Source organism: Gayadomonas joobiniege G7 (genome assembly GCF_000300815.1).
Lineage (GTDB): Bacteria > Pseudomonadota > Gammaproteobacteria > Enterobacterales > Alteromonadaceae > Catenovulum > Catenovulum joobiniege.
The window spans coordinates 401721-413916 of record NZ_AMRX01000007.1 but is presented as its reverse complement, the minus strand read 5'-3'; the positions used below and the strand labels follow the sequence as shown (position 1 = coordinate 413916).

General features: G+C 40.9%; 10 protein-coding genes. 9 read left to right on the top strand and 1 reads right to left on the bottom strand.

Annotation, left to right across the window (positions count from 1 at the left end; genetic code table 11):
• Nucleotides 1-71 precede the first annotated feature (71 nt).
• A complete protein-coding gene (locus C727_RS0114035; RefSeq protein WP_017446280.1) occupies nucleotides 72-1295 on the bottom strand; it encodes an EAL and HDOD domain-containing protein in 1224 nt (407 codons plus the stop codon).
• A gap of 160 nt (nucleotides 1296-1455) precedes the next feature.
• On the opposite strand from C727_RS0114035, the gene rssA reads away from it, so the two are divergent.
• From rssA to lolA, 9 genes are all read left to right on the top strand, one after another.
• Nucleotides 1456-2385: a patatin-like phospholipase RssA gene (rssA, locus tag C727_RS0114030; protein ID WP_017446279.1), complete on the top strand. Its 930-nt coding sequence runs from the start codon at nucleotides 1456-1458 to the stop codon at nucleotides 2383-2385.
• Nucleotide 2386: 1 nt separating this feature from the next.
• A complete protein-coding gene (locus C727_RS0114025) occupies nucleotides 2387-3028 on the top strand; it encodes a paraquat-inducible protein A (RefSeq protein WP_162131403.1) in 642 nt (213 codons plus the stop codon).
• On the top strand, nucleotides 2989-3597 hold the full coding sequence (locus C727_RS0114020; protein WP_017446277.1) for a paraquat-inducible protein A: 609 nt from the start codon (nucleotides 2989-2991) through the stop codon (nucleotides 3595-3597). Before C727_RS0114025 ends, C727_RS0114020 begins: the two co-directional genes overlap by 40 nt.
• A gap of 12 nt (nucleotides 3598-3609) precedes the next feature.
• Nucleotides 3610-5265, top strand: coding sequence for an intermembrane transport protein PqiB (gene pqiB, locus C727_RS0114015; protein WP_017446276.1), 1656 nt, complete (start codon nucleotides 3610-3612; stop codon nucleotides 5263-5265).
• Nucleotides 5262-5792 (top strand): PqiC family protein, encoded by a 531-nt coding sequence (locus C727_RS0114010; protein WP_017446275.1) that lies wholly within the window; start codon nucleotides 5262-5264, stop codon nucleotides 5790-5792. The genes pqiB and C727_RS0114010 overlap by 4 nt, the downstream gene beginning before the upstream one ends.
• A gap of 45 nt (nucleotides 5793-5837) precedes the next feature.
• Nucleotides 5838-6386: a YfiR family protein gene (locus tag C727_RS19140; protein ID WP_017446274.1), complete on the top strand. Its 549-nt coding sequence runs from the start codon at nucleotides 5838-5840 to the stop codon at nucleotides 6384-6386.
• A gap of 2 nt (nucleotides 6387-6388) precedes the next feature.
• A complete protein-coding gene (locus tag C727_RS0114000) occupies nucleotides 6389-8764 on the top strand; it encodes an EAL domain-containing protein (RefSeq protein WP_017446273.1) in 2376 nt (791 codons plus the stop codon).
• 86 nt (nucleotides 8765-8850) lie between these two features.
• Nucleotides 8851-11523 (top strand): DNA translocase FtsK, encoded by a 2673-nt coding sequence (locus C727_RS0113995; RefSeq protein ID WP_017446272.1) that lies wholly within the window; start codon nucleotides 8851-8853, stop codon nucleotides 11521-11523.
• A 20-nt stretch (nucleotides 11524-11543) separates the two neighbouring features.
• A complete protein-coding gene (gene lolA, locus C727_RS0113990; RefSeq protein WP_017446271.1) occupies nucleotides 11544-12194 on the top strand; it encodes an outer membrane lipoprotein periplasmic chaperone LolA in 651 nt (216 codons plus the stop codon).
• Nucleotides 12195-12196 lie beyond the last annotated feature (2 nt).

The following is a 12196-nucleotide window of genomic DNA, read 5'->3' as shown; positions in this document are numbered from 1 at the left end:
TAAAAAATCCGGTTTTAAACCGGATTTTTTTTATCATTTTTATCTATTGTTAGAGGCTTAGACTAAGCCGATTATCGGCCATTTAATGATGAAGTTTGCTGATTGGCCCAAACCACCGCCTGTTGATAATAATCTGGGATCCTGTTTGACGGCAATTTAAGTTTATCAATGAGTTGTTCTGTGACTATCCAATTGGCTTGTTCGTAACTCTCTATTAATCTTAGATAATCGGCAAGGCGACCTTCTTGCGTGGTTAATGCGTGTTTGATTTCATCCGACAATGGCAGTTTTTCCATCAAACTTTCGATTGGTTGATCTAATAATGCATCTATCACAGACATCATGCCCGTTAAAAACGCAACTGATGGTGCGTGGACTGAATGATCTTCAGTCGCGAGCGATTCACAAAATTTAGCCCGGGTAATAGATAAGTTTAATAATTCGGTTGGTTTATCATCATTAATTTGTGCGGTAAATAATAAAGCCAAAAACCTTTTGATTTCTTGCTCACCCAATACCACAAGCGCCTGTTTAATTGAGTCGATTTGGGCGCGTCGTTTAAACATAGCTGAGTTCGCGTATCGTAACAATTTAAATGAGAGGCTAAAGTCACGCTGAAAGATATCACAGACTTTTTTCAGGTTTAACTCAGGTTCCGAGGCTAATACTAAAAGTTCAGTCAAGCTTAATGTTGAGGGGGCCAGCGCTTTCTTTTTGACCATTTCAGGTTCACTAAAGAAGTAACCTTGAAAATAATCGAAGTCTAATTTTTTGGCTGATTGAAACTCTTCGTAGGTTTCGATCTTTTCAGCTAATAATTTAATTGGATAGTTTCGCGCAATCTCAATGATATGTTCGATTTGTTCCTTACTGCTTGTTTTAAAACAAATTTTTATAATGTTAATGTATGGGAAAAAATGCAACCATGAGGCCGTGTGCACATAATCATCTAATGCAATTTGATAGCCTGCTTGATGTAACTTTTTAACAGCTGTTAACAGTGACTTAGTGGGGCGGGCCGTTTCTAATAATTCAATAATGACTTGTTCTTTTGGTACAAGGGTCGGAACTTCTTTAATAACGAGTTCGTCACTAAAATTGATAAGTGCAGGATGATTTTGGGTTAGCTCTTCCAATCCTAAGTTAAATTGGGTTGTTTCAATTAGTTTTGACGTTGCGACATCACCATCAATGTTAGGAAAAACGTTTTTTAAACTGTCTCTAAATAAAAGCTCGTAGCCGAACACATTTTTATTGCGGTCAAATATCGGTTGTCTAGCCGCGTATGAATACATCTAAAATACCCAAGTCCTAGTTATCATTATTAATTTTTAGTGAGTTAATAAATGAAAGCACTAAATAACGCAAATATCAATAAAAATGCGCTGGTCAGCTAATATATGTACCTTTACAATGAGAGTATAAATAGACTTGTAACTGGCGAAGGGGAAGTTAGTGAACAATTCTGAGCAACCGCTTGCACTCGCGTTAGGCAGTGGTGCCGCGCGTGGTTGGGCGTTGATAGGTATATTACAAGCGTTAGATGAAAAAAATATCAAACCAGATATTATTGCGGGTTGCTCAATAGGTGCGCTAGTCGGAGCCGCTTATTGTACTGAGCAACTGGCTGATTTGCATGATTGGGTATTAACCTTGGATACATGGAGTGTAATGCGTTTGTTAGATTGGGGAGTAGGCAGTGGCGGTGTGGTTGCTGGCAGTCGCTTATATCGTCAATTGGAAGCTCAGTTCGGCGACAAAAAAATTACTGAATGCCAAACCCGATTTGCTGCAGTCGCAACCGAGCTTCATAGTGGGCGCGAGTTTATTTTTCAAGATGGCAGTGTACTGGATGCTATCAGAGCTTCCTGCGCCATACCAGGTTTGCTTGCGCCTCAATATATCCAAAACAAATGGATGATAGATGGTGCCGTTGTCAATCCAGTACCAGTGTCAGTTTGTCGTATGATGGGTGCTGCGCGTGTGATTGCAATCGATTTAAATGCCCAGCAGCTAATTCCTAACATTAGCCGGGCACAACAAAAAAGAGCTCAGTCGCCGGAACCGCCGGTCGGAGAGACCTCTGAAAGTCAGCTACAAGGTATTATAGGTAGTGGTAAACAATGGTTTGAGCAAATGAAAGCAAAATTTCCGCGCTCTGAAAATCAAAATCCCGGGATGCTTGCGGTTGCAGCCAGTGCAATTGATATTATGCAAAATCGAATCACCCGCAGTCGGTTGGCTGCTGATCCACCTGATATTCTCATTCAACCCGATGTGGCTGATATTGGCATTCTTGAGTTTAATCGAGCGGCCGAAGGCATAGAAAGAGGGCATCAGGCTGTGGCTAAGGTTGCACATTTATTAGATGGGTACGCCAAATAAAATGGATGAACTGATTATTTGCAGTCATTGTGACCTATTGTTAAAACGACCTGCGTTAAACCACCAAGAAATAGCTCGCTGCCCGCGTTGTCAGTCGGTTTTAAGAGATAGGCCAAAATCAAGTTTGCCATACAGTTTGTCATTTTCGGTGGCTTGCTTGTTTTTAATGGCATGCGCCCTCTATTTTCCGATATTAGCGATAGAAAAAGCAGGCACCAGCCATATAATGTATCTTTTTCAAGCCAGTTGGGGTTTTTTAGAACACGGCTACCCACTCTTATTTACCATTGTTTCGAGCGTTCTTTTTGTAGTACCTGTTTTAATTTTATTGATTTTAATTTATTTGTTATTTCCTATGCTGATATTAAAGCGAGTTTGGCCAGCCAGCTTATTGTTATCTAAGGTATTATTTCAGCTAAAAGCTTGGAGTATGATAGATGTTTTTTTAATCGCCACGCTTGCCAGTTTAACTAAATTAACCTCTATAGCTAATATTGAGTTTGGATTAGGGTTATGGGCTTATTTGTTGTTTGCCATATTTTTGGCCGCTGCGTTGGCTAATTTGAATTCAGCGCGGTTTTGGGATTATTTGGAAAAAGTACAATGCCATTGCAAAATAAAACAGCAGCATCACAAGGTTTAGTGATGTGCACCTTGTGTGAAAAGGTCAATCAGGTGCAGCTAAACAAATGTCAGCGCTGCGGTAGTCATTTATATCAGCGAAAACCTTTCGCGATACAAAAAACAGTCGCTTGGTTAATCACTGCTATTTTGTTTTATTTTCCGGCAAACTTATTTCCAGTGATGGAAACATCCAGTTTTGGACACTCTACTTACAGCACTATTGTTGGCGGTGTAATTGATTTATGGAAACATGGTGCATACATTATTGCAACTGTGATATTTTTGGCTAGTGTAGTGATTCCAATAGGAAAAATATTAGTGCTCGCTTGGTTATGTATTTCATTGCGACTTAAACATCAATCACACTTTAAACAACGTACTTTTTTATATACTGTTACTCATTGGATTGGTCGCTGGTCTATGGTGGATGTATTTGTTGTTGCGATTTTAGTTGCTTTGTTACAGTTAGGCGGTTTAATGACGGTTTATCCTGGATTTGGCACCTTGTCATTCGCTTTAGTCGTGATAACAACAATGTTGGCAGCAGAATCATTTGATCCTAGATTGATCTGGGATAAACAAAGTTAATTTGGATACTTCATGCAAAATGCCCAAATAGAAAAGCGCAATAAACTCTCATCGGTTTGGGTGATCCCCGTGATCGCTTTGCTGGTGAGTGTTTGGTTAATCACTCAGCATTATTTAAATCGTGGCAGCGAAATAGAAATCCGGTTTGCTAGTGCAGAAGGTGTAGAAGCTGGCAAAACACTGATAAAAACCTTGAATGTGGAGGTGGGCGTTGTGACCCGGGTTGAGATCAATGACGACCTCTCAACAGTCACAGTTTACGCTCGCATCAAACCCGAAGCGTCGGATTTATTGCGTCAAGACTCAAAATTCTGGGTTGTTAAACCCCGTATCGGATCAAAAGGTGTTTCGGGATTAACAACCATTTTGTCGGGTGCTTATATTGAATTAGAACCAGGCTCTGATTATCCTGGCAAATCAAGTTTTATTGGTTTAGATAATCCGCCGTTAAGTCGAAATAATAAAGAAGGGCTTTCTTTGTACCTACTTAGCGACAAACCTTATTCGCTGAGTGAAGGCGATCCTGTTTTTTATAAAGGGTTTGAAGTGGGCCGAATTAGCCAAATGAAAGTATTAAACTCAAAACATATTCGTAGCAATATTTTTATCGATTCGCCGTATGACCAGCTGATCAGTCGTAATACTCGCTTTTTTAATGCCAGTGGGGTGAATATGCGCCTCAATTCTCAAGGGTTAGATGTTTTAACTGAGTCTTTAGAAACCACTTTGACGGGCGGTGTCTCATTTGAGTTACCTGAGAGTATGCCGGTTGGTGAACCAGTCGAAGACGGTGCAGAATTTAAACTTTATGCAAATCGACTAGAGGCTGAAAAACACCCTTACGAATATTCAGTTGATTATTTGTTATTATTTGACCGCTCAGTTCGCGGCTTAAATATTGGTGAGTTTGTCGAATATCGTGGGATAAAAGTGGGTACAGTTATTGATATTGGTTTTAAATATTTACCTGAAAATAGGTTTGCTCAGCAAGCGCCGCCTAAAGTTCCAGTATTGATAAGGCTTGATCCAGGCAGGTTATTAGATGATGATTCGAAAGCAGGGCAAAAAAAGCTCAAATCTGTGTTAAATCAACATATAGATAACGGCTTACGTGCTGCGCTAAAAACAGGTAGCCTGGTCACTGGCCAAGCGTATATTCAACTTGATTTTTATCAAGATAAAAGCACCAACAAGCTTATCAAAACGGTGGGTGAGTATCCAAGTATACCAACGCGACACGACGATTTGGATAGTATGCTAACGGACATGAGTCACATTGTTGCTCGGGTTAATCAGTTACCTATCGACCAGACAGTGGAAAAGCTAAACCGTTTGTTAACTAGTGCTGCTGAAACGAGTGAACAAAGCCAACAGGTGATCCGTCAAATTGAGCAGCTTGTTAACAGCCTAACGGGGTTATTAAAGGATCCAAACACTAAAGCTTTGCCGAGCAAGCTGATATCTTTGACTGAGCGATTAGAAAGGATCATGGATAGCATTAGTGATCCCAAAGAGGGATTAACAACTGATATCAAAAAAGTGATGAAAAAATTAATCAGCACGTTAAACAGCTTGCAAAAAGTGGCGGATACCGTTGAAAGCCAACCAGATGCACTTATATTTGGCGCACCTAAACCACAAGACGTGCAACCAGGAGCTGCTAAGTGAAATTAACAAAGGTTTTTATTTTATCCATTAGCCTATTTTTGGCTGCTTGTGCGAGTAAACAAGAAATTAGCTATTACATGTTACCATTAAGCAAACAATCTGTGCCTGGACGCTATTTAGACGTGACTGTGAAGTTACCAGATTATTTGCAACAGGATAGTTTAGTGGTCGTAGGTCAAAACAACCAAGTACACTTTGCTCACTTTCACCGATGGGCAGAGCCCTTGCAAAAAGCAATTTCTTTTCAAGTGGGTTATGAGCTTGCTCAAGCCATCAAATTGAAAAATTGTCAAACGGAATGCGGCACGAGTGTTACCATTGAAATAATACGTTTTCACGGGTCCGAATCTGGCAACATAGTTTTTAAAGGGCTATGGTCTATTAATGGTGAAAAAGTAAAAGCATTTAATTTTAATCGTTTGCAAGATTCACCTGGCTATGGCAGTTTAGTGGTTGGTATGGATAAATTGATCAGCCAGTTAGTTGCTGAGATTGCTGTAGACTGGCCTCAAGCTAATGCGCTGTAATTTTCGAACATTTTGTGTTCTATATAAGGATGATGAAAGATTGGAATGAACCTAAAGTTTTCCTTTGGCTTGATCCTCGGCCTAATATTTTTAACAAGTTTGTTGTTCCCTGTAGCAGCAAATCCAAGCATCTCACAGCCAGATGAGGTGAGCTTGCGTGCAGCTGTAATCGTCGGTGTGTTACGTTATACCCAGTTAAACTTAGAAGAATATCGGCAGAATATCCAAATCTGTGGTTGGCATAACCCCATCAGTGGAGGCAAGCTCAAAGCGGTTGCCCCTAATTTGACCGTAGGTAATCGTAATCTTATCTACATCGCGCTGCAATCTGATGCCGAGTTGCAAGCGAGACACTGTGATGTCGTGGTGATTGGAGAGGGCGATAGTGAGACGACCAATATCCTAAAAAGCAATTCAATACCTGCATTAACCATTTGTGATGGTTGTCAAACAGGTATCGAAAATTCAGTGCTTGAGCTCATTCGAATAAAAAATAAAATTCGTTTTAACGTTAACCTTGAGCTGGCCGAAAAAGTTAATATAAAGTTCAGTTCTTCGTTATTAGAACTGGCGAATAAAATTAAAGGACGTTAATAATGCAGTCTAAGCAGTCCTTAAAGAGTGTGATTATTCGTAGACTTTTAGCAATATTTATTTTTGCTTTGCTGATAGTAGCTGTGGTTTTAATTCATGTAGAACGTGATTTGTCGCGCACCAAGTTAAAAGATGACTTAACCGTTGTCAGTGCCATCCTGGCCAATCGCAGCAAAGCCGCTTTAGTTTTTAATGATGTAGAGGCCGCTGCAACTAACTTAGCCGTTGCAAGATACCATCAAAGCATACTGCAAATCTGTTTGTTTTCCGGCGATGAGTATTTTTTTGCTGAATACCGAGCACCAAATACCCGTTTAAACTGTCCCAAAAAAACACCAGAAATTAACAGTTTACAGGCCAATCATTCAGATTTATTGGTGTTAAAAACGCCGTTAAATGAAGACGGTTTAAATGTTGGTAGTTTAGTACTTTATTCTAATTTAGATTATGTGCGCAATACCCAACAACATGTTTTAGTGATTTTGGTGTTTGTGGTCATTATCTGCTTATTTGCCGTTTATCTCATTGCACATCATGTGATTGAGCGTATTTTGCATCCTTTAGCTCATTTGCATGCCGCCGCAGTTAAATTCACCGAAAATGTATTTTCGCTTGACCGCGCGGAAAAAATCAAAAATGACGAAGTAGGTGAATTGGTTGATGTATTTAACAATATGTTAGATAACTTAGCCGACGAACATAAGTTATTGCACCTTTCTGAACAAAGGTTTCGTACCTTGTCTGAACAAGCGCCGATAGGGATCTTTTTAAAAGATGAACAAGGCCAATATTTATATGCCAATAAGTCATGGCAGCAAATGACAGGTATGCAATTGCCTATCAATCAAGTGCAACTAGATCAATGTATTGAGCCATTAGCGTTAGAAAGTTCTACCGAGTCAGTGTTGTTAAAAGGGGATTCAAACGGCCAGCAAAATGTTTATTTTGCTGATGAATATGAATTTAAAACCCCGTTTGGGCAGCGTAAGTGCTTTTTAGAAAAAATCTCACCTATTACAATCAGTGATGGCGGTTTAGATGGTTATATAGGGACGCTACTGGACGTTACCGAGTTACGGCAGGCGCGTTTATCGCTAGAACATTTAGCTTATTCTGATCCGCTGACTGATTTGGTCAATCTAAGGTATTTTAAAGAGCAATTACAAAAGTCGATTAAACAAGCAGAGCGGCAATCAGAATCATTAGCCGTGGTTATTATGGATTTAGATAACTTTAAAAGGGTCAATGATACTCGTGGGCACGAGGCGGGGGACGAGTTGCTTGGGGTGATTGCAAAAAAATTAAATAAGGTGACCCAGAATACGGATTTGGTCTGCCGTATGGGCGGTGACGAGTTTATTTTTATGCTAAAAGATGTCGCCGACACTCAGTCTATGTGCTGGCGTATACAAGCGATGACTAACGCGTTAGCTACCTCATTGAAAACACTGACCTTACCTGAAATGACTGCTTCTTTGGGCGTTGCGGTATATCCAGATAATGGCACAGATGTTAGTGAATTACTGCGCAATGCAGACATCGCCATGTACAAAGCAAAAGAAAAAGGTCGCAATCAAACGGTGTATTTTAGCCAGGAGTTTGATGATCAGATCAGACAAAAAGTTCGCCTTGAACATAAGTTAAGACAAGCGATAGCTAACGATAAATTACAAGTTTATTTACAACCTCAGTATAGCAGTATCACTGATGGTTTTTCTGCAGCTGAAGCTCTAGTTCGTTGGTTTGATGATGAAGATGGATTTATTCCGCCCGATAAGTTTATCGGTATTGCCGAAGAAAGTGGTTTGATTGATGCACTGGGAATGGCTGTGCTAAAAGGGGTGGCCAATTATTGGAACGAATACGAAGCGCAGCTACAAGCCATTGGTATTCAGCGTATTGCAGTCAACTTGTCGGCTCGGCAGATATACAGCGGCCGATTGTTAGACCAAGTACTCAGTATTATCAAACATTATGGTGTGTCGCCTGAGCGGATAGAATTTGAAATGACAGAATCTGTGATGATGGAGAATACCGATCAAGCGATTGAGATTTTGAAAACATTTAAAGACGCTGGATTTTGTTTATCACTCGATGATTTTGGCACTGGTTATTCATCTTTAGCGTATCTCAAACGTTTCCCGATTGACTGTGTCAAAATTGATAGAAGTTTTATTCAGGATATACCTCACGACCATCAGGATATGGAAATATCGGCAGCAATTATTGCTATGGGGCAAAAATTAGGGCTCGCTGTACTTGCAGAAGGGGTTGAAAACCAAGCTCAAAAAACGTTTTTAGAAGAGCAAGGCTGTCATCTGATGCAAGGTTATTATTTTTCACGCCCCTTAGATATCAAAAGCTTACTGAAATTGTGATCGGGTTAGGTTTGTCTGCGCTAAATGTTGGGAATCAACTAATATCCGGTTTACAATAGTCGGCTTCGAGGTTAAAAAGGTTTATCATGATTTTGCAACAGACAACTAAAGTCGGTCACTTGAGCGGTATTCAACGGTTGCTGGAAGCCGGGTTACTTGGTTTTGCTGCCGTTGCAATTTTTACCTTACTGGCGTTAATCAGCTTCGACCCTATGGATCCCGGTTGGAGTCAAACCGGACAACACCAAGATATCCAAAACATGGCAGGTTCTGCTGGGGCTTGGTTATCGGACATTTTATTATTCTTTTTTGGCGCTATTGCATATGTTGTTCCATTCACACTTATATATGCCGGCTGGTTGATTTTTCGCCATCAAATGAGCTTTTTTACAACGGATTTTTTAGCACTTGGATTACGATTAATTGGTTTGATCTTGCTGGTGACGTCCACGACAAGTTTAGCCAGCATGAACTTTAATGATTATTTTGTTTATTCGGCTGGTGGCTTTTTAGGTGATGTTATTAGTTATGCCATGTTACCTTATTTTAATTTTATTGGTACCACGCTGGTTTTATTAAGTTTTTTCTGCACTGGCGTGACTTTGTTTTTTGGCCTTTCGTGGCTGTATTTAATTGATAAAACAGGCGAATACCTAATTAAATCCTGCTGTTACATTTATCAAAAAATAGCATCAGTATTTAAGCGATCTGAAACCACCGAAGGGAAAAATTCAAACTCTCCTAATGAAATAACTGAATCAAGTGTACAGGATGAGCAACAGGCACCAAAACAATTATCTGGCAGATCCACAGCGCAACGGACTGAAAAGGAATTAGAAGTAGATAAAAGCCGCCCTGAAAAAACAACAGAGAGCAAATCTCACGATGCAGCGTCTAGTTTGAAAATGCTGTTTGCAAAAAAAGAGCCGATGAACGAACAACCTGCAGTGCAACCGCCAGGTATGGCTGCTGAAGATAAAAAAGAACCAGTTATAAACGAAGCAGCCCTGAACGATATTCCTGAACTAGATGACGACGGAATGCAGTCACAATTGCCGTTGTCGTCATCTCCATCACCGGCCGCTAAAACAAACGCGGCAGAAAGTGATGAAAAAACATCGGCAGCCCACTCAGAGCCTGAAGTCCCTAAAAAGGCCGCCATGAGAATGTCTGACAAGCAGACTTCATATGCTGAATTTATGCAAAATGTTGAGCAAGAACAAGCAGCCGAGCAAGCTAAAAAAGAACAAGCACAACTGACGCCACTGCCGTCTTTTGATTTGCTAGACAGGGCAGATAAAAAAGAAAACCCTATCACTCAAGAAGAAATGGACTCGGTAGCTCGTTTAGTTGAGTCTAAACTCGCCGATTTTGGGGTTGATGCACGAGTGGTTGGCATGTATCCAGGTCCTGTGATCACGCGATTAGAATTAGACTTAGCACCGGGTGTTAAAGTGTCAAAGATAACCAATTTATCAAAAGATATTGCCCGTTCTTTATCTGCGATGAGTGTGCGCGTGGTTGAAGTAATTCCCGGAAAGTCTTATGTAGGTCTAGAGCTGCCAAACAAGCATAGAGAGGTTGTAAGTTTAAGCGAAGTCATTTCTGGCCCCTCATTTGCTGACGGTAAATCCCCGCTGACGATGGTATTAGGGCAAGACATAGCCGGTGAACCAGTTGTTGTTGATTTAGCAAAAATGCCGCATTTATTGGTGGCAGGGACAACAGGTTCAGGTAAGTCGGTTGGTGTAAACGTGATGATTCTAAGCCTATTATATAAGTCGACGCCCGATGAAGTTCGTCTCATTATGATAGATCCTAAAATGCTCGAACTTTCTGTTTACGAGGGGATCCCGCACTTATTATGTGAAGTTGTCACCGACATGAAAGAGGCCTCTAATGCCCTGCGCTGGTGTGTTGGAGAGATGGAGCGGCGTTACAAACTGATGTCGGCAATGGGGGTGCGGAATGTTAAAGGTTTTAATGCAAAAATTGATGAAGCTAGAGCGAAAGGGCAGCCTTACCAAGATCCACTTTGGAAACCTGGTGATAGTATGGATGAAGAAGCGCCTGAATTAGAAAAGCTACCGAGTATCGTCGTCGTCATCGACGAATTTGCCGACATGATGATGATAGTGGGTAAAAAAGTAGAAGAATTGATTGCTCGGATTGCGCAAAAAGCACGTGCTGCAGGTATCCATTTGATCTTAGCGACGCAGCGTCCTTCGGTTGATGTGATCACAGGTTTGATTAAAGCCAATATACCCACGCGTATCGCCTTTCAAGTTTCGTCAAAAATTGACTCACGTACTATTTTAGACCAACAAGGCGCGGAGACTCTATTGGGGATGGGCGATATGTTATATCTACCGGCAGGTAAAGGTGTGCCGACTAGGGTTCATGGTGCTTTTGTTGATGATCATGAAGTACATGCTGTTGTCGCCGACTGGAAAGCGAGAGGCACTCCTGTTTATATTGACGAGATACTAAATGGTGACGCGTCAGAAGATGTACTCTTGCCGGGGGAACAAGCAGAAATCGCGGCCGATGAAGAAGCAGATCCGATTTATGATGAAGCTGTGGCTTTTGTCACCGAAACACGCAAAGTGTCAGTTTCAAGTGTCCAGCGTAAATTTCGTATTGGTTATAACCGTGCGGCTAGAATTGTGGAACAAATGGAAGCGTCGGGCGTCGTATCTACTGCAGCACATAATGGTTCGCGTGAAGTGTTAGCGGCAGCCCCGCCGCGTGATGATTAAACTATTTAGTGGAAATTTAAATGAAATTTATTGTTGTTTTATTCAGTCTTTTGTTTGTTTTGCCTGTCGCAGCGCAAAATTCACAACAAGACTCATCAGCTTCTTCCGCACAGGCAGTCTCCGAACAGCTGGCTAATAAGCTTGCTGCCCTGCAAGGATTCAGCGCAACTTTTAGTCAGCAGGTGGTCGATAGCGAAAACTCTGTTGTTCAGCAAGGCAGTGGTCAATTAGATATAGTTCAACCAAACAAATTTCGTTGGCATCTTGAACAGCCAGATGAAAGTTTATTGCTGTCCGACGGCCGATATGTTTGGTTTTATGACCCTTTTGTTGAGCAGGCAAGCGTTTATGATTATGACTATATGTTAAGTGCTAACCCTATTTTATTGTTGTTACAGCCAGCCAGTCAGGCTTGGCAGAATTACCAAGTAAAAAAAATGAGTGATGAGCGGTTTAAAATTATCAGCCAAGATCAGCAAAGTCAGATTGCTTGGTTAGAGATTCAATTTGCAGGACAGCAACTGGCTGAGTTGGTTTTGCAAGATAGGCAAATGCAAACGAGTCATTATACGTTCAGCAACTTTGAATTACGGCAAACAAATCAATATCAACCAGGTTATTTTTCATTTGACTTACCGGATGGAGTAGAGCTGGACGATCAGCGCCAATAACC

Bases quoted from the DNA above. Each gene is read 5' to 3' on its own strand.
- C727_RS0114020 (WP_017446277.1), top strand. From the start codon at position 2,989: ATGCCATTGCAAAATAAAACAGCAGCATCACAAGGTTTAGTGATGTGC.
- lolA (WP_017446271.1), top strand. From the start codon at position 11,544: ATGAAATTTATTGTTGTTTTATTCAGTCTTTTGTTTGTTTTGCCTGTC.
- C727_RS0113995 (WP_017446272.1), top strand. From the start codon at position 8,851: ATGATTTTGCAACAGACAACTAAAGTCGGTCACTTGAGCGGTATTCAA.
- C727_RS0114025 (WP_162131403.1), top strand. From the start codon at position 2,387: ATGGATGAACTGATTATTTGCAGTCATTGTGACCTATTGTTAAAACGA.
- C727_RS0114000 (WP_017446273.1), top strand. From the start codon at position 6,389: ATGCAGTCTAAGCAGTCCTTAAAGAGTGTGATTATTCGTAGACTTTTA.
- pqiB (WP_017446276.1), top strand. From the start codon at position 3,610: ATGCAAAATGCCCAAATAGAAAAGCGCAATAAACTCTCATCGGTTTGG.
- C727_RS0114035 (WP_017446280.1), bottom strand. From the start codon at position 1,295: ATGTATTCATACGCGGCTAGACAACCGATATTTGACCGCAATAAAAAT.
- C727_RS19140 (WP_017446274.1), top strand. From the start codon at position 5,838: ATGAACCTAAAGTTTTCCTTTGGCTTGATCCTCGGCCTAATATTTTTA.